Below are 22,059 nucleotides of genomic sequence, written 5' to 3' on the forward strand. Positions count from 1 at the left end.
CTCTCCTCACTCAAGGTGGAGCGAAATGGTATAGGAGCGGCCTTGTCAAGACAACCGCTGTTGCAAGCACAGGTTTGCTTTCCTGGGCCAGCTAGCTATATCGATTAGTGGGACACGTTTATTTAAGCAATGCCTGAACTTGATCAGCCAAGCTGTGCGCCAATTGTTCGACATCCAAATGGGCACGCCCCTCCACCATCACACGAATCAGTGGTTCAGTGCCTGACGGGCGCAACAATACGCGCCCTTCATCGCCCAGCTCATGCTCTAACGCAGCAACCGCCCGCTGGAGCGGCGCCGACGCCATGACCTCTTTAGCACTTGTATGGGCGGGTAAACGCACATTAATCAGCGCCTGCGGCACTTTTTCCAGCTCTTTTAGCAGCGTCGGTAGGCTCTTCTGCTCGCGCATCATCAGCGCCAACACCTGCAGCGCCGAGACGATACCATCACCGGTAGTCTGCACATGACCGCACACAATGTGACCCGACGACTCACCGCCCAACTCCCAACCGTTGGCGGCCATTCGCTCCATGACAAAACGGTCGCCCACTTTTGCTCGCTCAAAAGGAATACCCAGCTTATCCAACGCCATGGATAGGCCAAAATTAGACATCAAGGTGCCCACCACACCGCCCTGCAGCAAACCACGCTCATGACGATCACGGGCAATTAAATAGAGAATATCGTCGCCATCGACTTCGCGACCATTGCCGTCAACCAACATTACGCGATCGCCATCACCGTCAAAGGCAATCCCCAAGTCAGCATTTTGCTGAATGACGGCAGCACGCAGTGCGGCGGGATGCGTTGAGCCTACCTGCTGGTTAATATTTAACCCGTCGGGCGCAGCGCCGATGGTGGTGACGTAAGCCCCCAGTTCGCGAAACACATTAGGCGCGATATGGTAAGTGGCGCCGTGGGCGCAATCTAGCACTACCTTAAGGCCATGCAAGCTAAGCCGATCAGGCAGGGTTGATTTGCAAAATTCAATGTAACGGCCTGCGGCATCGTCGATACGGGTTGCTTTACCCAGCTGAGCGGCTTCTGCCGTGGTCAGCGGCGCTTCAAGCATGGCTTCAATACGATCTTCCGTTTCATCAGGAAGCTTCTTGCCCTCTGCGGAGAAGAATTTGATGCCATTGTCATCGAAGGGGTTATGCGATGCTGAAATGACAATACCCGCGTCAGCACGGAACGTACGCGTCAAGTAGGCGATGCCTGGCGTCGGCATTGGCCCCAGCAGCGACACATCCACACCGGCGGCAGAAAGCCCCGCCTCTAATGCGGATTCAAACATGTAGCCAGAGATACGCGTATCTTTGCCAATTAACACCCGCGTTCGGCCTTTATCACGGCGCAAGACCTGTCCTGCCGCCCAGCCTAGCTTGAGCATAAAATCAGCCGTAATGGGTGATTTACCCACTGTGCCGCGAATACCATCGGTACCAAAATAGCGTCTTGTCATGCGTCAGACTCCTTGTTAAGCGGCGGCTCGCAGCCTTCTTGTAGTACCGCCCACGCCATATTGACTGCATCTACCGTTGCAGCGACATCATGTACACGCAGAATATTCGCCCCACGCTCTACCGCCATGGCTGCCAGCGCCAAACCACCGGAAAGACGCTCCTCTACCGGGCGGCCTAACACTTTGCCAATCATACTCTTGCGCGACATACCTACCAACAATGGAAGCTCCAGCGACTGCAGAGACTCCATATATTTGAGTAAGCGTAGATTGTGTTCGACGGTTTTGCCGAAGCCAAAACCAGGATCAATTAAAAGCCGATTACGGCGCAGCCCAGCCGCCTCACACTCGGCCACACGGCGGGTCAAATAGTCAGCTACCTCTTCCTCGATTGGACGCGAATAAGCAGGTGCCTGCTGCATATCTTGCGGCTCACCCTGACGATGCATCAAGCAAACGGGCAGGCCACTGCCCACCGCAGCCAGCAGTGCTCCTTCACGCTCTAATGCGCGCACGTCGTTAAGCATACCGGCGCCCAGCTCGCTCGCCTCGCGGATAACGGCGGGACAACTGGTATCCACCGACACCAGCGCATCCAGTTCGCGCACCAGGATTTCCACCACGGGGGCAACCCGGTCAAGCTCTTCCTGGGGGCTGACAGGCGTAGCGCCAGGACGAGTCGACTCGCCGCCCACATCAATGATTGCAGCCCCTTCCGCCAACATCCGCTCGGCATGGCGCAACGCGTCATCTAACGCGACGTGCTGCCCGCCATCAGAAAAAGAGTCGGGTGTGACATTAAGGATGCCCATCACGCGGGGAAACGAGAGATCCAGCAGGTGGCGCCCACAACGCAGCTGGAAAGCATTTTCAGCTGTTTGCGTAGAGGACGTATCCATAAGTGATTTCATGCTGCAGCCTGGTCAATAAAAGAAACTTTGCAGTGTTATAGGTACAGCATAACAAAAAAGGCGCCCCTTGACGGGGCGCCTTCGGCTTATACGCAGGGTTAACTATCTAATCACCTAAGGGCCCGCTGGGCCGCCGAGAGGATCTGAAGGCCGACGGCGCGGCTCGTCATCATCCTCTTCGCCGTCGCTGCCAGAAGCGCTGGTAGACGTATCATCATCGGCTTCTTGCGCTTTTGGCTTATCACCGCCGCCAACTGGCGTTCCGCCGCCGGATGAGTCACCGTCGTCCCAGCCTTCCGGTGGGCGCGGATCGCGACCTTCCATGATGTCCTTCAACTGCGTGGCATCAATAGTCTCATACTTCATCAACGCTTCGGCCATGGCATCCAGCTTGTCGCGATTATCCGTCAGGATTTGGCGCGCCTGCTCATAACAATCGTCGATGATTTTACGCACTTCTTTATCAAGTCGTGTGGTGGTATCACCCGACTTCATCTTACTGCCGCCCTGGCCCGGGCCGCCAAGGAACTGATGCGACTCGTCCTCGTCGTACATGATCGGACCCATCTCATCCGACAAGCCCCACTTCGCCACCATGTTGTGGGCAAGCTCAGTGGCGCGTTTGATATCGTTGGAGGCGCCAGTAGTGACACCGTTCGGCCCCAACGTCATCTCTTCAGCAATACGACCACCAAACAGCGAGCAGATCTGCCCCAAAATTTGTTGCTTCGACAGGCTATAACGATCCTCTTCCGGCAGGAACATCGTCACGCCGAGGGCACGCCCACGGGGGATAATGGTTACCTTGTAGACCGGATCATGAGAAGGCACAACCAGACCGATAATGGCGTGACCTGATTCATGATAAGCGGTGTTGAGCTTCTCTTTATCGGTCATGACCATCGACTTGCGCTCAGCGCCCATCATGATCTTGTCCTTCGCAAGCTCAAGCTCTTCCATGCTAACCAAGCGCTTATTGCGACGCGCGGCGAATAGGGCTGATTCATTAACCAAGTTAGCCAAATCCGCGCCGGAGAAACCTGGCGTACCACGCGCAATTATTTGCGGCTTAACGTCATCCGCCAGCGGCACTTTACGCAGGTGAACGCCAAGAATGTGCTCACGGCCACGAATATCCGGCAAACCAACGGTAACCTGACGGTCAAAGCGACCAGGGCGCATAAGCGCAGGATCAAGCACGTCCGGGCGGTTAGTTGCAGCGATAACGATGACGCCTTCGTTGGCTTCAAAACCATCCATCTCGACCAGCAGCTGATTCAACGTCTGCTCGCGCTCGTCGTTACCGCCACCCATGCCAGCACCGCGAGAGCGGCCCACGGCGTCAATCTCATCGATAAAGATGATGCAGGGCGCCTGCTTCTTAGCCTGTTCGAACATGTCGCGCACACGTGATGCGCCGACACCGACAAACATTTCAACGAAGTCAGAGCCCGAGATAGAGAAGAACGGCACTTTCGCTTCACCAGCAATCGATTTTGCCAGCAGCGTCTTACCGGTACCTGGAGGCCCTACCATTAACACGCCGCGGGGAATCGTACCGCCCAAACGCTGGAATTTGGTGGGGTCACGCAGGAAGTCGACCAACTCTTCGACTTCTTCTTTGGCTTCATCACAGCCAGCCACGTCGGCAAAGGTCGTTTTGATCTGATCTTGAGAGAGCAGCTTGGCCTTCGATTTACCAAAACTCATCGGGCCGCCTTTACCACCACCGGCACCACCCTGCATCTGGCGCATAAAGAACATAAAGATGCCCAAAATCAGCAGAATCGGGAAGCTGGCAATAAGCAGCCGCGTCCAGATACTTTGCTGCTCTGGCTCTTTACCCACGACCGTCACATTATTGCTCAACAGGTCGTCCATCAGTTTCGGATCTTCTGCCGATGGGCGGATCGTCTGAAACTGAGAGCCATCCGTGCGCTCACCACTGATGGTATAACCATCAATCGTGACGCTACGTACCTGCTGATTTTGCACCTGCTGCACAAACTGAGAATAGTTGGTGTTTTGCGGTGCACTTTCGGTGCTGAAATTATTGAACACTGTCAGTAGGACGGCCGCGATGACCAACCACAGAATCAGGTTCTTCGCCATATCATTCAAGGGGCTACCCTCATTACAAGAATCCGTCAGTTAAACCCTGATGCTTAATAAAGCCTGCTACTAATAATCTTAGTACTACGACATTACATCAGCATCAAGCGTTCAACCATTGCCAAAGCGTCTTATGCCTCGGGCCATCTGTGTCACGCGCGTATTGCGGCTAATGTGACACACGTTGCGCTTGCCTGTCTGGCAATCGCGCTGATAAATCTTGGCTATGAACCACATACACCGTTATCCCATCACAGGTAAAATCATCGAACCATATGATGCGTTAACCGCGAAACCCTTCGGCCAGGAAATACACCTCCCGGGAGCGTGCCCGAGAGGCATCCGGCTTACGAGTCACTACTTTGTTAAAGCTGCCGCGTAACTCTTTCAAGTAGGCGTCAAACCCTTCCCCCTGGAATACTTTAGCTAAAAATCGACCACCGGGTGACAACGTTTCGCGAGCGAGTTCTAACGCTAGCTCCACCAAGTACATCGCCTGGGGTTGATCAATCGCCGCCATACCACTCATATTGGGGGCCATGTCCGACATCACAAGGTCTACACGGCGATTATCTAGACGTTTTAATATCGCCTCTAACACTGCCTCTTCCGTAAAATCCCCCTGGATAAAGTCCACACCGGCCAGCGCATCCATCTCTAGAATATCAGAGGCGATGACGACACCCTCAGGCCCTACCCGCTCAGCAGCAATCTGACTCCACCCGCCAGGCGCTGCCCCTAAGTCAATAACCGTCATACCGGGTCGCAGCAGTTTATCCTTTTCATCCAGCTCAATCAGCTTATAGCTGGCGCGGGAGCGATAGCCATCTTGCCAACTCTGCTTCACGTACTGGTCGTCAAAATGCTCCTTCTTCCAGTTATTGCTGGTTTTACTAACGGAATGTTTACGGCTTGGCGGCTTTTGCTGCATGTGGGAATCTAACACTGGAATAAGAGATGGGCGCATTCACGCGATCGCTTTCACTCGGTGACGTTTCACCGTAAGATGGAGCGTTAAGCGCTAACCGGGATACCGCAAGATACCATGAGCTTGTCACAGGCACAAAAGAAAGCATTTCGTAGCATTGGCCACCATCTTAACCCAGTGGTCACCGTTTCTGAGAACGGCGTCTCCGAAAATTTGCTCGCAGAACTTAACCGCGCACTCACTGATCACGAACTGATCAAAGTGAAACTCGCCATTCCTGAGCGTGATGATCGGGCTGCCATGATAGCCGAACTGATCGCCAACAGCCGTGCAGATCTTGTGCAAACCATTGGCAAAATGGCGCTGCTCTACCGTAGGAACCCGCAGGTGAATCCAAAGCTTTCTAATGTTACCCGCTTTGAGAACCACCACGGTCGGCACTAACCGTTAGATTGTACTCGTTCTAAAACGAATGCTGCTGCACTAAAACACCCCTTCAACCGACCTAACCGAGGTCAATTGAAGGGGCGTTTTTTCATCAAACGTATTCGACGCTACCTATTTCGTACTCGACATCGCCGCCGGGGGTTTTCACCACCACAACATCCCCCTCTTCCTTGCCGATTAAAGCACGGGCGATGGGAGAAGTGACCGAAATACGGCCAGACTTAATATCCGCTTCATCTTCGCCGACGATACGATAAGTGACTTCCGCATCGGTATCCAGATTCATTAGCGACACGGTAACACCAAAAATCACTTTGCCGGTTTTCGGCAGTTTTGTGACATCAATTACCTGGCAGACGGAGAGCTTGCTTTCGATCTCCTGAATACGCCCTTCGATAAACCCCTGCTGCTCACGAGCGGCGTGATACTCGGCGTTCTCTTTCAGATCACCGTGTTCACGCGCTTCAGCGATGGCCGCGATCACCTGCGGACGCGCTTCGCTTTTAAGGTGGTCGAGCTCTTCACGAAGGCTTCTTTCTCCCGCCACTGTCATCGGGACCTTGTTCATTGACTTGCTCCTGCATGCAGATCCTGAAGGCGTCGCACCGTAATCTCACTACCGTACTCAAGCGCCATGCAAACAGCATTAGCACCCGCCAAGGTGGTCGCATAGGGCACCTTGCGCGAGAGAGCAGTACGGCGAATGACCGAAGAGTCGTTAATAGCCTGACGACCTTCAGTAGTGTTCACAATGTAGGCGATTTCGTCGTTCTTAAGCAGATCGACGATATGGGGACGGCCTTCGTAAACTTTATTGACGTGTTCCACGACAAGCCCGGCAGCTTCCAAAGCAGCCGCTGTTCCCCGTGTTGCACATAGCGTAAAGCCTAATGCTAACAGAGAACGGCCCACTTCGATAATCCCCGCCTTGTCTGGTTCACGAACGGAAAGGAACGCTTTACGCTCGCCGGTCAGCGCGGGTATCGCTTCGCCCGCCCCCAGCTGCGCCTTGAAGAAGGCCTCTGCAAAGGTATCGCCAGAGCCCATCACTTCACCGGTGGACTTCATTTCCGGCGACAAAATCGGGTCGACACCCGGGAATTTATTGAACGGGAAAACCGCCTCTTTAACACTATAGAAGTGCGGCACGATTTCCTTCTCAAAGCCCTGCTCAGCCAGGGTTTTACCGGCCATGCAGCGCGCTGCGATCTGCGCAAGCGACGTACCGATGCACTTGGACACAAAGGGCACGGTACGCGAAGCACGGGGGTTCACCTCGATCACGTAGATCTCGCCATCCTGCCAGGCCAGCTGCACGTTCATTAAGCCTTTAACGCCCAGCTCAACCGCCATCTGCTTCACCTGATGGCGCATCTCGTCCTGCACATCGGCAGGCAGCGAGTAAGGCGGCAACGCACAGGCGGAGTCACCGGAGTGAACGCCCGCTTGCTCGACGTGCTGCATGATGCCGCCAATCACCACCTGCTGACCGTCCGACACGGCATCGATATCGATCTCGATTGCGGCACTCAGGAAGTGATCCAGCAGCACCGGCGAGTCGTTGGAGACCTTCACCGCGTGGGTCATGTAGTTTTCAAGCTCGGAGGCGTCGTAGACGATCTCCATGGCCCGGCCACCCAGCACATAGCTTGGGCGCACTACCAGCGGGTAGCCAATCGCCGCCGCTTTATCGAAGGCTTCGGCAAAGCTACGCGCCGTGGCATTGGGCGGCTGTTTCAGGCCCAGCTTGTCGATCATCACCTGGAAGCGTTCGCGGTCTTCTGCGCGGTCGATGGCGTCCGGCGTGGTGCCAATAATCGGCACACCGGCAGCCTCCAGCTCACGGGCCAGTTTCAGCGGCGTCTGGCCGCCGAACTGAACGATCACGCCCACCGGCTTCTCTTTGTCGGCAATTTCCAGCACGTCTTCCAGCGTCACCGGCTCAAAGTAGAGGCGATCAGAGGTGTCGTAATCGGTCGAAACGGTTTCCGGGTTGCAGTTGACCATGATGGTTTCATAACCGTCGTCGCGCATGGCGAAGGCGGCGTGAACGCAGCAGTAGTCAAACTCGATACCCTGGCCGATCCGGTTCGGACCACCGCCCAGCACCATAATTTTCTGACGATCAGACACATCCGCCTCGCACTCCTCTTCATAGGTGGAGTACATATAGGCGGTATCAGAAGCGAACTCGGCAGCACAGGTATCTACACGCTTATAAACCGGGCGAATGCCTGCTGCATGGCGGGTTTGGCGGAACTCTTTTTCGCTGACGCTGAGCAGCTTGGCCAGGCGCGCATCACCAAAGCCTTTGCGTTTGAGCTGATAGATCTCACGGGCAGAAAAGTCGGTCAGTGAGCGTTTAGCGACAGCGTTTTCAGTCAGCACTAGATCTTCAAGCTGGACTAGGAACCAAGGGTCAATATTGGTCAGCGCAAACACCTCATCAACGCTCATACCTGAGCGCATGGCATCCGCGATATAAAAAATACGCTCGGCGCCCGCAGCCTGGAGCTCGCCCTGGATAATCGCCATGTTGTCCGGCGTGAAATCGGTAATGATCGGATCAAGACCATCGTTACCGGTTTCCAGGCCGCGCAGGGCTTTCTGCAGCGACTCCTGGAAGGTGCGGCCAATCGCCATCACCTCGCCCACCGACTTCATCTGGGTGGTCAGGCGGTCGTTGGCCTGGGGAAATTTCTCGAAGGTGAAGCGTGGAATCTTGGTAACCACGTAATCGATAGACGGCTCAAACGATGCCGGTGTACGCCCGCCGGTAATATCGTTTTGCAATTCATCCAGGGTATAGCCAATCGCCAATTTCGCGGCGATTTTAGCAATCGGAAAACCGGTCGCTTTAGAGGCCAGCGCCGAGGAGCGCGACACCCGTGGGTTCATTTCGATAACCACTAAACGGCCGGTCTTGGGGTCCATACCGAATTGGACGTTAGAGCCACCGGTTTCCACACCAATCTCGCGCAGGACCGCGAGGCTGGCATCTCGCATGATCTGATACTCTTTATCCGTCAGCGTTTGCGCCGGGGCCACGGTGATGGAGTCACCGGTGTGTACGCCCATGGGGTCGAAGTTCTCAATCGCGCAGACGATGATGCAGTTGTCGTTTTTATCACGCACCACTTCCATCTCATACTCTTTCCAACCCAGCAGCGACTCATCAATCAGCAGCTCGTGGTTGTTGGAGAGTTCAAAACCGCGCGTACAGATCTCTTCGAACTCTTCCTTGTTATACGCCACACCGCCGCCGGAGCCGCCCATGGTGTAGGAAGGACGAATAATCGTTGGGAAACCCAGCTCTGCCTGAATCTCCCACGCCTCATCCATGCTGTGGGCGACTTTCGCTTTCGGGCACTCCAAGCCAATGCGCTTCATGGCCTGATCGAACAGATCGCGGTCTTCGGCCATATTGATCGCATCGGCGTTGGCACCGATCATCTCCACGCCGAACTTCTCCAGCACGCCATGCTTTTCAAGCTCGAGGGCGCAGTTCAGCGCCGTCTGGCCACCCATGGTGGGCAGAATCGCATCGGGACGCTCGGCCTCGATGATTTTCTCGACCGTCTGCCAGGTAATCGGCTCGATGTAAGTGGCATCGGCCATGGCCGGGTCGGTCATGATGGTGGCGGGGTTGGAGTTAACCAAAATAACCCGGTAACCCTCCTCGCGCAGCGCTTTACACGCCTGGGCGCCAGAGTAGTCGAATTCGCAGGCCTGGCCGATCACAATTGGGCCAGCGCCAATGATCAAGATAGTGTTGATGTCGGTACGCTTAGGCATAACGGTTCCCGCAAAAAATGGTGACGATGAGCGACAAAAGACGACGATACGGTGATGCGAGGCGCGCGTTAACGGCGTGCCTGCATCATAGCCACGAAGCGATCAAACAGCGGCGCCATATCGCGCGGGCCGGGACTCGCCTCCGGGTGGCCTTGAAAGCTGAACGCCGGTCGGTCGGTAAGCTCGATTCCCTGCAAGGTGCCATCGAACAGCGAACGATGCGTGGCGCGTACATTGGCAGGCAGGGTCGCTTCATCCGCCGCAAAGCCGTGGTTCTGGCTGGTAATCATCACTGTGCCGGTATCCAAATCCTGCACTGGGTGATTGGCACCGTGGTGGCCGAGGCTCATTTTGACGGTTTTCGCCCCAGCCGCGAGCGCTAGCAACTGGTGACCCAGGCAGATGCCAAATACCGGGATATCCGTTACCAGCACATGCTGAATCGCTTTAATAGCGTAGTCACAGGGCTCTGGGTCACCGGGGCCGTTAGCCAGAAAAACGCCATCAGGCTTCATCGCCAGCACGTCAGCGGCGGGGGTTTGCGCAGGCACCACCGTGAGACGGCAGCCGCGAGCGGCCAGCATGCGCAGGATGTTGAATTTCACGCCGTAGTCGTACGCCACCACGTGATAGGGGCGCTCGCTTTTGGAAGCATCAGCGTAGCCTTCCCCCAGCGTCCACTCGCCTTCCGTCCATTCGTAAGCCTCTTTGCAGGAGACTTCTTTAGCCAAATCCATGCCCTTCAGCCCTGGAAACGCCTTGGCGGCTTCCAGCGCCCGCGCCACTGCACCTTCGCCCTCGGCATCCTCACCGGCCAAAATCGCCCCGTTCTGGGCGCCTTTATCACGCAAAATGCGCGTCAGGCGGCGAGTGTCAATATCGGCAATGCCCAGCACGTTCTGGCTCTTCAGGTAGTCCGACAGCGACTGCTCTGAGCGGAAGCTGCTGGCCATTAGCGGCAGATCACGAATCACCAAACCCGCTACAGCAATAGAAGCAGACTCAACATCTTCAGTGTTAATGCCGGTATTACCGATATGGGGATAGGTGAGCGTTACAATCTGGCGGGCATAGGAAAGGTCAGTGAGGATTTCTTGATAGCCGGTCATGGCCGTATTGAACACCACCTCACCGCTGGTTACTCCATCCGCGCCAATGGCGATACCGTGGAACACACTACCATCTTCCAGGGCCAATATTGCGGGTTTGCTCAATGCGGGGTTATTCAAAACAAGATCCTCCCATGCTGGTGGGAGCCTGTAGGGCGCAGGCTCAGCAATTTCTTCATTAATCCACGACGCTCGCGATCAAAGTCATTCAATATCAAAACAAGGGCCGTAAAAAAGCGGGACGAAGCCGATAAAAAGAATCGGTTTCATCCCGCTTGTTGTTCGATGCCTTTCAGAGTCGCTTAACTGATAACGTTACATCAGCAAACTCGCGGCAGGCTTTGGGCTGGCCAACGCAACAAGCGCGCCGTCTAAGGTCTGTAAGTCAGAGCTTCTAAGCCACCCGGCCAAAATTTTTGAAATGTTACAGGAATTCCTGGCCTAAAACTACCCCTGAGTGACAGGGCAGTTCTAGCATTAGTCATTCCTTAATCCAAACCCAACACAGCCTGCATATCGTAACGGCCGACCTCTTTGCCGGCGACCCAGCGCGCTGCGCGAACGGCGCCTTTGGCAAAGGTCATCCGGCTGGAGGCTTTATGGGTGATTTCGATGCGCTCGCCTTCGGTGGCAAACATCACCGTGTGCTCGCCCACGATATCGCCTGCACGCACGGTGGCAAAGCCAATCTCTTTATCCGTGCGTGGGCCGCACTGACCAACTCGCTCGAACACGCCGTGCTCTTTCAGGGTGCGCCCCAAGCTGTCGGCGATGACTTCGCCCATTTTGATTGCGGTACCGGAAGGCGCATCGACCTTATGGCGATGGTGAGACTCGATTATTTCAATATCGTAGCCTTCATCGCCGAGCGCTTTGGCAGCCGTTTCGAGCAGCTTCAGCGTTAGATTAACGCCGACGCTCATATTAGGGGCAAACACCATAGCGACCTTATCGCGATAGCTGTCGAGTTGGGCCAGCTCATCATTGCTCATGCCAGTCGTACCAATCACGATACGTTTGCCGTGCTCTGCGCAAAACGCCAGATTACCCAGCGTGACCTGAGGAGCCGTAAAGTCGATCAGCACATCAAAGTCATCGACAATCGACGCGAGTGAATCGACCGCAACAACGCCGCGCTTCCCGACACCCGCCAACTCGCCAATGTCAGCGCCCGCTAAGGAGCTGCCTGGCTCCACAATTCCACCAGCCAGCGTCGCCTCAGCATCTTGCTCTACAGCATTTACCAACGTCCGGCCCATGCGGCCAGCCACGCCTACAATGGCAATTCGGGTCATGCGAACTCCTGCGCTCTGCGTTCCGGTAGATAAAAAATGTCGCAATTATAGCAGACGCACCAGCGCATTAGACGCTCTCCTTTGCTGCCATGAAGGTTCAGCTTAGTTCTCCCAAACAATCGCCAGCTCTTCATCCCCTGCCATACGAATTAAGTGACGCTCGACCACGCCTTCAAGCTCATCCAAATGCTCCTCCTCAAGCGTTTCAATGGCGACCACCAATTTATCGGGCTCAGCGAGCATTAAGCAGGTGCCCGTGGCAAACGAGATTTTACCTTGCTGATCGCTTTGCTCCACCTCCAGCTTGTGCGCCCAATGTTTACAAAGACGGTTGATCAAGCGTTCAGCAGAAGGCGTAGCAATTTCAGCGCGGGAAAGCGGCATAGCAGTGACTCCAAGAAGTTATCTACCTCTTAGCCTAGAGCGAAGCGACCAGCGCTGCCAAGTAATGAATGATACCCCGCTGGAACAGCACGTTTTCACGTAGTAATAAAACTTCATTTATGGGCTCCTTTCCCACACCACAGTGGCCTTGCTTGCTTTACCCAACTCGAAGCACCAGGCGCAAATTAACGCCGAAGCAGCCATTTAAGCCGCCGTCCTTCCATCGCTGCTAGCGCCACCCCGCTTAACATCAGCGGTAGCGCTAGCAGGAAGCCGCTGGAGACCGGTATGCCAAACAACACCCAGTCGGCGAGCATAGGCCACACCAGAGCAATATATTCAAAAGGCGCCAACCGCGACGCCTCGGCGTAGCGCAGCGCTAATGTCATCGCGATGTGGGCGGCACCGCCAAACAGGCCCGAGAGCACCAACAGGGCAAACTCCGCCTGTGTGAGCGCGGCCCAGCCCAGCGGGAGCGTGGCAAGCCCAGCCAGCGCTGCCACCACAATAAAGTAGAAGGCGATGGAGGCAGCACTCTCGGTGCGCGAAATACGCCTCACGGTCAGTAGCGCCCCCGCGGTTAACAGCGCACCCAGCGCCCCTAACGCGTACCCGGTTATTTGCCCATTGCTGGAACTGGCATTGAGCCCAGGCAAGATCAGCACTGCCACTCCAGCAATCGCCAATATTATGCCGCCAGCGCGGTAGAGCGAGAAACGCTCCCCCAACAGCAATATGCCACCTATCGCCATAAATACCGGTGTTAGCTGGGCTAATAGTGTCGCCTCAGCAACGGGTAGCAGCGCCACCGCCGCAAAGGAGGCAAACATCGCCGCCGTCCCCATCCCCGAGCGCAACGCATGCCCCAAGGGGCGCCGCGTAGCCAACCCCTGGGGAAACTCCCGCCGCAGCAACAGAAAAATCACGATAGGCAGCAGCGCAAACAATGAGCGAAAAAATACCGACTGCCCCACCGGCACTGCGTCGCTCACGGCTTTAATGCACACCAGCATGCCAGTGAACAGAGCGCCTGAGAGCACCCGGAGCAAGATGCCCTTTGTGGGCCTTTCCTGAAGGTTATCCATTGCGCGCAGCACCCCCTAAACAGCAAAAACCCCCGGCGAACCGGGGGTTTTTGAACCAAACAACTAACTGCTAACCATTATCTCAGACTTACGGCTTCATATCTTCAAAGAAGCTTTTCACGCTGTCGAAGAAGCCGGTTTTCTTCGGTGAGTGGCTGTGGCTGTTGCTGCCGTCGAAGCTCTCTTGCAGCTGGCGCAGTAAGTCGCGCTGCTCGTCGTTAAGCTTGACGGGGGTTTCCACCACTACCTTGCATAGCAAGTCGCCGGGCATGCCACCGCGCACTGGCTTCACGCCTTTACCACGCAGGCGGAACAGCTTGCCGGTTTGCGTTTCCGGCGGAATCTTCAGCTTCACGCGGCCATCGAGCGTCGGCACTTCAAGCTCGCCACCTAGCGCTGCGTCGACGAAGTTGATCGGCACGTCACACTGCAGGTGTTTACCGTCACGCTGGAAGATATGGTGCGGCTTGATGGCTACCTGGACGTACAAATCCCCAGGTGGGCCACCGTTCACACCGCTTTCGCCTTCGCCGTTCAAGCGAATACGGTCGCCGGTATCCACGCCGGGCGGAATCTTAACGGACAGCGTGCGTGTCTCACGTACACGGCCTTCGCCGTTACACTTATGGCACGGCACTTTGATGTGCTGACCAGAACCATGACAGGTGGGGCACGTTTGTTGCACGGCGAAGAAGCCCTGCTGCATACGCACTTGACCGTGACCGTGGCAGGTCGGGCAGGTCTCTTTAGAGGAACCCGGCTCCGCACCACCGCCATCGCAACGGTCACACTCGATATGTCGCGGTACGCGGATATCGACTGTGGTGCCTGAAACGGCGTTCTCTAGATCCAGCTCTAGGTTATAGCGCAGGTCGGAACCGCGTGCCGGGGCATTGGGCCCACGACGGCGGCCACCGCCTCCGCCAAAAATATCGCCAAACACATCGCCGAAAATGTCGCTGAAATCACCAGCGCCAGCACCGCCGAAACCACCGCCGCCGCCTTGGCCATCAACGCCCGCATGGCCGAACTGGTCATAGGCTGCGCGTTTTTCGCCGTCGCTAAGCACTTCATACGCTTCGGACACTTCGCGGAATTTTTCCGCGGAGGTGGTATCGTCCGGGTTTCGATCAGGGTGGAATTTTTGCGCCAGACGGCGATAGGCCTTCTTGATCTCTTTCTGATCGGCCCCTTTTTCGACACCCAGGACTTCGTAATAATCGCGTTTGGACATAGGCCCTACGCCTCCTGGTTAGCTACGCACTCAACTGCACATTTAGCCATGTATTCAACTGTATATTTAACTACGTGATACTTAACTACGTGCGTCTTGGCCGCGGAAACAGCAACGCGGGAGTAAGCTCCCGCGTCACCGCTTTCCTTGGCAGAAAGAGGTTGTTACTGCTTTTTCTGATCGTCGTTGACTTCTTCGTACTCAGCATCAACCACGTCTTCGTCCGGCTTGGTGCCCGCGTTCTCGGCACCTTCACCGCCCTCTTGCTGCGCCGCTTCGGCCTGCTCAGCGTACATCTTCTGGGCTAGCTGGCCAGAGGCTTCGGTCAATGCATCCAGCTTCTTCTGAATGTTATCGACGTCGTCACCTTTAACTGCTTCTTCCAGCTCGCTGATGGCCGTCTCAATCGCCTGCTTCTCGTCGTCAGTGGCTTTGTCACCAGCCTCTTCCACCGTTTTGCGCGTGGCGTGAATCATGCCGTCAGCTTGGTTACGCAGCTGCACCAGCTCTTCGAACTTCTTATCTTCTTCGGCGTGAGCTTCGGCATCGCGCACCATCTGCTCGACTTCTTCCTCGGACAGGCCGCTAGACGCCTTGATGACAATCGACTGCTCTTTACCAGTGGCCTTGTCTTTCGCCGATACGTTCAGAATGCCGTTGGCATCCAAGTCGAAGGCGACTTCGATCTGCGGTACGCCGCGCGGTGCAGGCGGAATGTCAGCAAGATCAAAACGACCCAGCGACTTATTCTGCGACACTTGTTTACGCTCACCCTGTACGGCGTGAATGGTCACCGCCGTCTGGTTGTCATCCGCCGTTGAGAAGGTTTGTGTCTTCTTGGTCGGGATGGTGGTGTTCTTTTCGATCAGCGGCGTCATCACGCCACCCAGGGTTTCGATACCCAGAGTTAGCGGAGTAACGTCGAGCAGCAGCACGTCTTTAACGTCGCCACCCAGTACGCCGCCCTGAATCGCGGCACCAACGGCAACCGCTTCGTCCGGGTTAACGTCTTTGCGTGCTTCTTTACCGAAGAAGTCAGCGGCTTTCTTCTGCACCATCGGCATACGTGTCTGGCCACCGACCAGGATCACTTCGTCGATTTCAGACGCGGACAAGCCAGCATCTTTAAGTGCCATTTTGCACGGTTCGAGTGAACGCTGAACCAGATCTTCTACCAGCGACTCCAGCTTGGCGCGCGTCACCTTAACGTTAAGGTGTTTCGGGCCAGTGTTGTCGGCGGTGATGTAAGGCAGGTTCACGTCGGTCTGCTGAGCGCTGGAAAGCTCAATTTTGGCTTTCTCAGCGGCTTCTTTCAGACGCTGCATAGCGAGGTTGTCGCCAGACAGATCAATACCACTGTCAGCCTTAAACTGGTCAACCAGGTAGTTGATCAGCGCCAAATCAAAATCTTCGCCGCCCAGGAAGGTGTCGCCGTTAGTGGCCAACACTTCAAACTGGGTTTCGCCGTCAACATCGGCAATTTCGATGATTGAGATATCGAAAGTACCGCCACCCAGGTCATAGACCGCGATGGTTTTGTCGCCGCGCGATTTATCCATACCGTAGGCCAGTGCGGCAGCGGTTGGCTCGTTGATAATGCGCTTGACGTCTAGACCCGCGATGCGGCCGGCGTCTTTGGTCGCCTGACGCTGGCTGTCGTTGAAATAGGCCGGTACGGTAATCACCGCTTCAGTGACCGTTTCGCCCAAGTAGTCTTCGGCGGTCTTCTTCATTTTCTTCAACACTTCCGCGCTGACCTGCGGCGGTGCCATTTTTTTGCCTTTTACTTCAACCCAGGCATCACCGTTGTCGGCTTCGGTGATTTTGTACGGCACCATCTTGATGTCTTTCTGGACGACGTCGTCTTTAAAGCGACGGCCAATTAGACGCTTGATGGCGTACAGGGTGTTTTCTGGGTTAGTCACCGCTTGGCGTTTTGCCGCCTGGCCGACTAGCGTTTCACCATCATCGGTATAAGCGATGATTGAAGGGGTCGTACGACCACCCTCGGCATTTTCAATGACTTTAGCGCTGTCACCATCAAGCACGGCCACACAAGAGTTAGTGGTGCCCAGGTCGATACCAATTATACGTCCCATAGCAATACCTCGAATTCGGTTGTTACAAAACTGAAAATTTAGCTTTTAAAGCTTGTCTGCGGGTTTCCCCGCGGGGTTGCCCTTTATTTGGGGGCCGCCGCTGACATTTCAAGGGCTTTTTTTCACACACTTTTTTCACTTCTGTGCCGCCAGTGGCTTAATCGGCTTTTTTACTCACTACGACCATGGCCGGGCGCACTAAGCGTCCATTGAGCAAATAGCCTTTCTGCATAACGTCCATCACGGTGTTCGGATCAAGATCCGGGTTAGGCACCATGGTCATGGCTTCGTGTACCTGCGGGTCGAAGGGCTCACCATGGGGCTCAATGCTTTCTACGCCGAATTTGTTAAGCACATCCAACTGCATCTTCAAGGTCATGGAAACGCCTTCACGGTGTACTTCTGAAGCACCCTCTTCCATGGTCTCAAGCGCTTTTTCCAAGCTATCCACCACTGGCAGCAGCTCTTTAACGAACTTCTCCAGGGCAAACTTGCGCGCTTTCTCGGCTTCCTGCTCCGCGCGACGGCGCACGTTTTGCGCTTCAGCAGCGGCACGCAGGGCTTGATCCTTAGCCTCGGCCAAACTCTGCTCTAGCTCATCCACTTGGGCTGCCAGCATTTCCGCTTCAGGGTTATCGACGCTACCATCTAACGGCTCTTCGTCATTGATCAATCCTTCCAGCTCGCCTTCCATCAAGCGCTCTTCTGCGGCTTGTTCCGCCGCCTGTTCGGCACCATCGGCGTCTTGCTCGTGGCGGGCCAGTTCGTCATCCAACGGAGTTTGCGGTTCTTTCGCCATGTTGTGCTCCTAAAAAGTAGAGCGCTGCCACCTGGGGCGACGCGCAAAGAAGTAAGGCTTTAAGTCACTAGCTTTAACTGATCATGCACGCTATATGGGGGCCATAAATTCCATCTCAAGAGGTGCATTGAAGTGAGTTATTAACTACTGTATAAATCAACAACTATTGGATAAGTATCCAGCTCCTGTGCTGTTCCGCCTTGGGAGGCGTCATGCTTACTCAGCTCGCTATTCAAGATTTCGCTATTGTTGATCATTTAGAACTCGACCTAACCGGCGGCATGACCGCGATTACCGGGGAGACCGGCGCGGGGAAATCGATTCTGTTGGGTGCCCTTGGGCTCTGCCTGGGCGAACGTGCCGACGCCGGCAGCGTGCGTCACGGCCGCGAGCGCACGGATCTTTCTGCACGTTTCGACATTCAGCACCTGCCTGCCGCCGTCGAGTGGCTAACGGCGCGGGAGCTTCCCGCTGAAGAGTGCTTGCTGCGCCGCGTGGTCACCGCCAACGGCCGCTCCAAAGCGTGGATTAATGGCCACCCCGCGACTATCTCGGATCTAAAATCCCTCGGCGAGCAGCTGATTCAGATTCATGGACAGCATGCCCACCATGCGCTGATGCGCGAAGAGACCCACCTTGCCCTGCTGGACGATTACGCAGGCCTAAACGATGCCACCGCTCAATTGGCCGAAACGTTTCGCGAGTGGCGCAACGCGCGTCGCCAGCTGAAGAAGCTCAGCGAAGAAGGCAGTGAGGTAGAGGCCAAACGGCAGTTGCTGCGTTACCAGGTGGAAGAGCTGGATCAGCTCGGCCTGGCGGAGGGCGAGCTGGCGACGCTGGAGGAGGAGCAACATACGCTCGCCCACGCAGAAGAAACCCTGCGCGAGACCCAGTTTGCCGCCGACTGCTGTGCCAGCGATGAAGGTGGTGCACTCTCGCTGCTCAACCAAGCTTTCGCCCACTTGTGTGCCCTGCCGGGCAGCGACAAAGGCACGCTGGCCAATACGCTGGCCATGCTGAGCGATGCGCGCATTCAAGTGGAGGAGGCCTCCAGCGAACTCAATCGCCTCGCTAGCACCACTGAATTAGACCCCGAGCGGCTCGCCTGGGTGGAAGAGCGCATGACCGACGTGCATCGGATCGCCCGTAAGCATCACGTTGCCCCTGAAGAACTATGCGCCCTGCATGCCGATCTACAGCGAGAAGTCGCGCAGTTAGAAGAGGGTGGCAATGACCTGGAGGCACTCAGTGCACGGGTAGTCGAGCTACGCGAGAGCTACCGCCAAGAGGCGAAAAAACTCAGCGAGAGCCGTCAAAAAGCCGCGCTTCGCTTGGGCAAAGAGGTGCAGCAGCAGTTAGGATTTTTGGCCATGGGCAAAGCGCGCTTTGAAGTGGAGGTCACCGCGAAAGACGCACCCTCCCCTGACGGCCTTGATCGTGTGCAATTTTTGATCAGCGCCAACCCCGGCCAGCCCGCGAGGCCATTAACCAAAGTGGCTTCCGGCGGCGAATTGTCGCGGATAAGTCTCGCCATTCAAGTCGTCGCAGCGACGCACTCAACGGTGCCCAGCCTGGTATTTGACGAAGTGGATGTGGGTATTTCAGGCGCGACTGCGGAGATTGTAGGTCAATTACTGCGCAAGTTAGGCGAGAACGGTCAGGTAATGACCGTGACGCATCTACCGCAAGTGGCGGCCCAAGCACACCAGCACTTGCATATCGAGAAGCAGGCGAAACGCGACACCACGCTAACTCAAATGGCGCTGCTCGATGAGCAAGGGCGCATCAGCGAACTGGCGCGAATGCTGGGCGGTGTGACGCTTTCTGACCAAACCCTCGCCCATGCCCAAGAAATGCTACATGCAAGCCAGCGCCCGCCGCACTGATTGAACGGGCGACTTACGCCATTTTGCTACATCGCTATTCAGCACATCTGTACCGAGCAAAAAAAACGCCCCTGGTCCACTTGGTGAATTCAATAAAATTCGAATTCGATCCAGTAGATCAGGGGCGCTCACATTATGACCGCGACCCACGAACGCTATTTCTTGTTCGTCGGCCCGCTGTCTTGGCGCGTCACGTCTGAACCGCGCGGACGCACATATAGCACCAGGGCATGGTCTACGAGTTCGTAGCCGTGCTCCTCAGCGATTTCTTGCTGACGGCGCTCAATGATTTCATCAACGAACTCAATGATTTCGCCGCTTTCAAGGCACACCATGTGGTCATGGTGATCCTCTTGGGTCATCTCGAATACCGCATGGCCTCCGTCGAAATTATGACGAATTACCAAGCCCGCTGACTCAAACTGAGTCAATACGCGGTATACGGTTGCCAAGCCAACATCTTCGCCCGCATCAATCAGTGTTTTGTACACTTCTTCCGCGCTAAGGTGGTGCTGACCCGAAACATTTTCGAGAATTTGAAGTATCTTGACGCGCGGCAGGGTCACTTTTAGACCGGCTTTGCGCAATTCATGGTTCTGATCGGCCATGGTCGCTCTTCGCAGTAACTGGTTAGGTCGGGTATGATCAACCGAAACCACGATAGTGAAGAATAGGCCCAAATGCAAAAATTGACTCGAATCATCACACTCTCCGTCGCCCTGACCGTTGTTAGCGGCTGTAGTTACGTCGGCGTTTATAAGCGCGATATTCCCCAAGGCAACCTGGTCACTCAGGAGATGGTCAGCCAGCTTCAACCAGGAATGACCCAAGAGCAGGTTACTTATGTGATGGGTAGGCCGTTGCTGGAAGCGCCCTTTGACGCCAGCCAATGGGACTATGTGTTTCGTTTAGATAAGGCGTATGGCGACGTAGAACAGCGCCGCGTAACGCTCACCTTCGATCCTCAAGGACGCTTAGCGAACATTGAGCAAGAGGGCGATTTATCCAAGGCGCTGCCGTTCGAAGCCGAAAGCAGCATGGGCCCCGCAACGGAAGGCGTTGACCCCATGGATGCGCTACCTGAAGAGAGTACCCAGACGCGGCCGACATCGAACGTACAGCCCGCTCAACAGCTTTAACGCGTTTATCGCTCCTGGTCGCTCGCTTGGCGCTTAGCGCGCTCCAGGCGAGCGGCCTTGGGGTCGATTGCCAGTGGCCGGTAGACTTCTACCCGATCCCCATCGCGCAATAACTGGGTGTCGGGGTTGCGTATCGCTTTACCGAAGATACCCAGCGGTGCGTGAGCAAACGTATCGCTGGGTACATCAGGAAACAGCGTGGGCAAATCTGCCAAGGCAACGGCCTGACGCGCAGTGGTGCCCTCAGGCACGCGTAGAGCCACTATGCGCTGTTTAGATGGAAGCGCATAGGCGACCTCAACGGCCAGCGTCTCAGCGCCCATACAGCTCGTTAGCACGCTTTGTGAAGGCATCGACTAACTGGCCGGCGATTTGCTGAAAGATTTTCCCGAACGCCATACCAAGCAGGCGATTGGCGAACTCAAATTCCATTTCAAGGCTCACTTTGCAGGCACCCTCTCCCATGGGGATAAATAGCCAGCGACCTTTAAGCCGCTTGAATGGCCCTTTTACCAACGAAAGCTCAATACGCTCAGGCGCAAAAAGTTCGTTACGCGTAGTGATCGTTTGCTCGACACCGGCGCGACCCAGGGTCATTTCGCCGATCAGATGCACGTCATCGTGTTCAAGCAAACGCGCCTGACGACAACCGGGCAAAAACTCCGGGTAACGTTCGAAGTCGTTAACCAGATCGAACATTTTCTGGGGGGTGTGCCGCACCAAGGCGGAACGATTGACGGTTGGCATTGACCTCTCCGCTGACTTCACAGTGCCCAAAGCGTATCATGGGGAATATTTTTCATACTCTAAATGGTATCACGCCTCCCCAAATAACGAAGGGGATGCCACTGACAGATTAATTATGAGGTTCCATGGCCACTAAGAAAGGTAAAAGTAAGGGTCCCGGTAGCAGCGTTATTGCCCAAAATAAGAAGGCACGGTTTGAGTACCATATCGATGAAACCTTCGAAGCAGGGCTATCGCTCGCTGGCTGGGAAGTGAAAAGCATGCGCGCCGGCAAAGCTCAGCTCACCGATACCTACATTTTGGTACGCAACGGCGAGGCGTTTCTGCTGGGTAGTCATGTTATGCCGCTTAACACGGCAAGCACCCATGAGATCGCCGACCCTACGCGCACCCGTAAACTGCTGCTGCATCGCAAAGAAATCGCCAAAATCTTTTCGATCACCCAGGACAAGGGTCACACCTGTGTGCCTCTCAAACTTTATTGGAAGCGCAATAAAGTGAAGTGCGAGCTGGCGCTGGTAACCGGCAAACAGCTGCATGACAAACGCGCGACAGAAAAAGATCGCGACTGGAACCGTCAAAAAGGTCGAATTATGCGGGAACATACCAAGGCATAACTGG

The 22,059-nt window shown here is 55.5% G+C and carries 20 protein-coding genes; 4 read left to right on the forward strand and 16 right to left on the reverse strand.

The window, feature by feature from the left end; translation table 11 throughout:
- Positions 1-118: 118 nt before the first annotated feature.
- The 4 genes from glmM to rlmE form a co-directional block, all read right to left on the reverse strand.
- A complete protein-coding gene (glmM, locus tag HZS80_RS17430) occupies positions 119-1,468 on the reverse strand; it encodes a phosphoglucosamine mutase (RefSeq protein ID WP_035562704.1) in 1,350 nt (449 codons plus the stop codon).
- Positions 1,465-2,379 carry a dihydropteroate synthase gene (folP, locus tag HZS80_RS17435; RefSeq protein WP_035562701.1) on the reverse strand — a complete coding sequence of 305 codons (915 nt, stop codon included), beginning with the start codon at positions 2,377-2,379 and terminating at the stop codon, positions 1,465-1,467. Before folP ends, glmM begins: the two co-directional genes overlap by 4 nt.
- 114 nt (positions 2,380-2,493) lie before the next feature.
- Positions 2,494-4,500, reverse strand: a complete 2,007-nt coding sequence (gene ftsH / locus HZS80_RS17440; RefSeq protein WP_179916758.1) for an ATP-dependent zinc metalloprotease FtsH — start codon at positions 4,498-4,500, stop codon at positions 2,494-2,496.
- A gap of 274 nt (positions 4,501-4,774) precedes the next feature.
- Positions 4,775-5,422, reverse strand: a complete 648-nt coding sequence (gene rlmE / locus HZS80_RS17445) for a 23S rRNA (uridine(2552)-2'-O)-methyltransferase RlmE (protein WP_179916779.1) — start codon at positions 5,420-5,422, stop codon at positions 4,775-4,777.
- A 114-nt stretch (positions 5,423-5,536) separates the two neighbouring features.
- Here rlmE and yhbY point away from each other — a divergent pair, with 114 nt between their 5' ends.
- Positions 5,537-5,863 carry a ribosome assembly RNA-binding protein YhbY gene (yhbY, locus tag HZS80_RS17450; RefSeq protein ID WP_008958789.1) on the forward strand — a complete coding sequence of 109 codons (327 nt, stop codon included), beginning with the start codon at positions 5,537-5,539 and terminating at the stop codon, positions 5,861-5,863.
- Between the two features lie 94 nt (positions 5,864-5,957).
- Here the strand turns inward: yhbY and greA are convergent, their stop codons facing one another.
- From greA to grpE, 9 genes are all read right to left on the reverse strand, one after another.
- The gene (gene greA, locus HZS80_RS17455; RefSeq protein WP_008958788.1) at positions 5,958-6,434 is read right to left on the reverse strand and encodes a transcription elongation factor GreA; all 477 of its coding nucleotides are present in this window, start codon (positions 6,432-6,434) and stop codon (positions 5,958-5,960) included.
- Positions 6,431-9,661, reverse strand: coding sequence for a carbamoyl-phosphate synthase large subunit (gene carB / locus HZS80_RS17460; RefSeq protein WP_179916759.1), 3,231 nt, complete (start codon positions 9,659-9,661; stop codon positions 6,431-6,433). The genes greA and carB overlap by 4 nt, the downstream gene beginning before the upstream one ends.
- Before the next feature lie 68 nt (positions 9,662-9,729).
- Entirely contained in the window at positions 9,730-10,875 is a 1,146-nt protein-coding gene (carA, locus tag HZS80_RS17465) for a glutamine-hydrolyzing carbamoyl-phosphate synthase small subunit (RefSeq protein WP_179916780.1), read from the reverse strand.
- A gap of 383 nt (positions 10,876-11,258) precedes the next feature.
- On the reverse strand, positions 11,259-12,065 hold the full coding sequence (dapB, locus tag HZS80_RS17470; RefSeq protein ID WP_179916760.1) for a 4-hydroxy-tetrahydrodipicolinate reductase: 807 nt from the start codon (positions 12,063-12,065) through the stop codon (positions 11,259-11,261).
- A gap of 102 nt (positions 12,066-12,167) precedes the next feature.
- A complete protein-coding gene (locus HZS80_RS17475) occupies positions 12,168-12,449 on the reverse strand; it encodes a DUF2218 domain-containing protein (protein ID WP_035562678.1) in 282 nt (93 codons plus the stop codon).
- Positions 12,450-12,634: 185 nt separating this feature from the next.
- Positions 12,635-13,534 (reverse strand): DMT family transporter, encoded by a 900-nt coding sequence (locus HZS80_RS17480; RefSeq protein WP_179916761.1) that lies wholly within the window; start codon positions 13,532-13,534, stop codon positions 12,635-12,637.
- A gap of 88 nt (positions 13,535-13,622) precedes the next feature.
- Positions 13,623-14,768, reverse strand: a complete 1,146-nt coding sequence (dnaJ, locus tag HZS80_RS17485; RefSeq protein WP_179916762.1) for a molecular chaperone DnaJ — start codon at positions 14,766-14,768, stop codon at positions 13,623-13,625.
- Positions 14,769-14,932: 164 nt separating this feature from the next.
- Positions 14,933-16,867, reverse strand: coding sequence for a molecular chaperone DnaK (dnaK, locus tag HZS80_RS17490; protein WP_179916763.1), 1,935 nt, complete (start codon positions 16,865-16,867; stop codon positions 14,933-14,935).
- Positions 16,868-17,024: 157 nt separating this feature from the next.
- Positions 17,025-17,666 carry a nucleotide exchange factor GrpE gene (gene grpE / locus HZS80_RS17495; RefSeq protein WP_179916764.1) on the reverse strand — a complete coding sequence of 214 codons (642 nt, stop codon included), beginning with the start codon at positions 17,664-17,666 and terminating at the stop codon, positions 17,025-17,027.
- A 212-nt stretch (positions 17,667-17,878) separates the two neighbouring features.
- On the opposite strand from grpE, the gene recN reads away from it, so the two are divergent.
- A complete protein-coding gene (recN, locus tag HZS80_RS17500) occupies positions 17,879-19,552 on the forward strand; it encodes a DNA repair protein RecN (protein WP_179916765.1) in 1,674 nt (557 codons plus the stop codon).
- A gap of 155 nt (positions 19,553-19,707) precedes the next feature.
- Here recN and fur read toward each other — a convergent pair whose 3' ends face one another.
- Entirely contained in the window at positions 19,708-20,160 is a 453-nt protein-coding gene (gene fur, locus HZS80_RS17505) for a ferric iron uptake transcriptional regulator (protein ID WP_007111850.1), read from the reverse strand.
- Positions 20,161-20,232: 72 nt separating this feature from the next.
- On the opposite strand from fur, the gene bamE reads away from it, so the two are divergent.
- The gene (gene bamE, locus HZS80_RS17510) at positions 20,233-20,691 is read left to right on the forward strand and encodes an outer membrane protein assembly factor BamE (RefSeq protein WP_035562661.1); all 459 of its coding nucleotides are present in this window, start codon (positions 20,233-20,235) and stop codon (positions 20,689-20,691) included.
- A gap of 5 nt (positions 20,692-20,696) precedes the next feature.
- On the opposite strand, the gene HZS80_RS17515 is transcribed toward bamE, so the two are convergent.
- Positions 20,697-21,014: an RnfH family protein gene (locus HZS80_RS17515; RefSeq protein WP_035562659.1), complete on the reverse strand. Its 318-nt coding sequence runs from the start codon at positions 21,012-21,014 to the stop codon at positions 20,697-20,699.
- Positions 21,004-21,438, reverse strand: coding sequence for a type II toxin-antitoxin system RatA family toxin (locus tag HZS80_RS17520; RefSeq protein ID WP_179916766.1), 435 nt, complete (start codon positions 21,436-21,438; stop codon positions 21,004-21,006). The genes HZS80_RS17515 and HZS80_RS17520 overlap by 11 nt, the downstream gene beginning before the upstream one ends.
- Positions 21,439-21,563: 125 nt before the next feature.
- Between HZS80_RS17520 and smpB the strand changes: the two genes are divergently transcribed.
- Positions 21,564-22,055, forward strand: a complete 492-nt coding sequence (gene smpB / locus HZS80_RS17525) for an SsrA-binding protein SmpB (protein WP_035562653.1) — start codon at positions 21,564-21,566, stop codon at positions 22,053-22,055.
- The last annotated feature ends 4 nt before the right edge of the window (positions 22,056-22,059 follow it).

The organism is Vreelandella glaciei (genome assembly GCF_013415125.1).
In the GTDB taxonomy this organism is placed as follows: Bacteria; Pseudomonadota; Gammaproteobacteria; order Pseudomonadales; family Halomonadaceae; genus Vreelandella; species Vreelandella glaciei.

What these genes read in the sequence shown, in the direction of transcription:
- HZS80_RS17520 (WP_179916766.1), bottom strand. Translation starts at nt 21,438, where the DNA reads ATGCCAACCGTCAATCGTTCCGCCTTGGTGCGGCACACCCCCCAGAAA.
- dnaJ (WP_179916762.1), bottom strand. Translation starts at nt 14,768, where the DNA reads ATGTCCAAACGCGATTATTACGAAGTCCTGGGTGTCGAAAAAGGGGCC.
- greA (WP_008958788.1), bottom strand. Translation starts at nt 6,434, where the DNA reads ATGAACAAGGTCCCGATGACAGTGGCGGGAGAAAGAAGCCTTCGTGAA.
- fur (WP_007111850.1), bottom strand. Translation starts at nt 20,160, where the DNA reads ATGGCCGATCAGAACCATGAATTGCGCAAAGCCGGTCTAAAAGTGACC.
- smpB (WP_035562653.1), top strand. Translation starts at nt 21,564, where the DNA reads ATGGCCACTAAGAAAGGTAAAAGTAAGGGTCCCGGTAGCAGCGTTATT.
- HZS80_RS17475 (WP_035562678.1), bottom strand. Translation starts at nt 12,449, where the DNA reads ATGCCGCTTTCCCGCGCTGAAATTGCTACGCCTTCTGCTGAACGCTTG.
- grpE (WP_179916764.1), bottom strand. Translation starts at nt 17,666, where the DNA reads ATGGCGAAAGAACCGCAAACTCCGTTGGATGACGAACTGGCCCGCCAC.
- dapB (WP_179916760.1), bottom strand. Translation starts at nt 12,065, where the DNA reads ATGACCCGAATTGCCATTGTAGGCGTGGCTGGCCGCATGGGCCGGACG.
- yhbY (WP_008958789.1), top strand. Translation starts at nt 5,537, where the DNA reads ATGAGCTTGTCACAGGCACAAAAGAAAGCATTTCGTAGCATTGGCCAC.
- glmM (WP_035562704.1), bottom strand. Translation starts at nt 1,468, where the DNA reads ATGACAAGACGCTATTTTGGTACCGATGGTATTCGCGGCACAGTGGGT.
- folP (WP_035562701.1), bottom strand. Translation starts at nt 2,379, where the DNA reads ATGAAATCACTTATGGATACGTCCTCTACGCAAACAGCTGAAAATGCT.
- carB (WP_179916759.1), bottom strand. Translation starts at nt 9,661, where the DNA reads ATGCCTAAGCGTACCGACATCAACACTATCTTGATCATTGGCGCTGGC.
- recN (WP_179916765.1), top strand. Translation starts at nt 17,879, where the DNA reads ATGCTTACTCAGCTCGCTATTCAAGATTTCGCTATTGTTGATCATTTA.
- dnaK (WP_179916763.1), bottom strand. Translation starts at nt 16,867, where the DNA reads ATGGGACGTATAATTGGTATCGACCTGGGCACCACTAACTCTTGTGTG.
- HZS80_RS17480 (WP_179916761.1), bottom strand. Translation starts at nt 13,534, where the DNA reads ATGGATAACCTTCAGGAAAGGCCCACAAAGGGCATCTTGCTCCGGGTG.
- HZS80_RS17515 (WP_035562659.1), bottom strand. Translation starts at nt 21,014, where the DNA reads ATGGGCGCTGAGACGCTGGCCGTTGAGGTCGCCTATGCGCTTCCATCT.
- rlmE (WP_179916779.1), bottom strand. Translation starts at nt 5,422, where the DNA reads ATGCAGCAAAAGCCGCCAAGCCGTAAACATTCCGTTAGTAAAACCAGC.
- bamE (WP_035562661.1), top strand. Translation starts at nt 20,233, where the DNA reads ATGCAAAAATTGACTCGAATCATCACACTCTCCGTCGCCCTGACCGTT.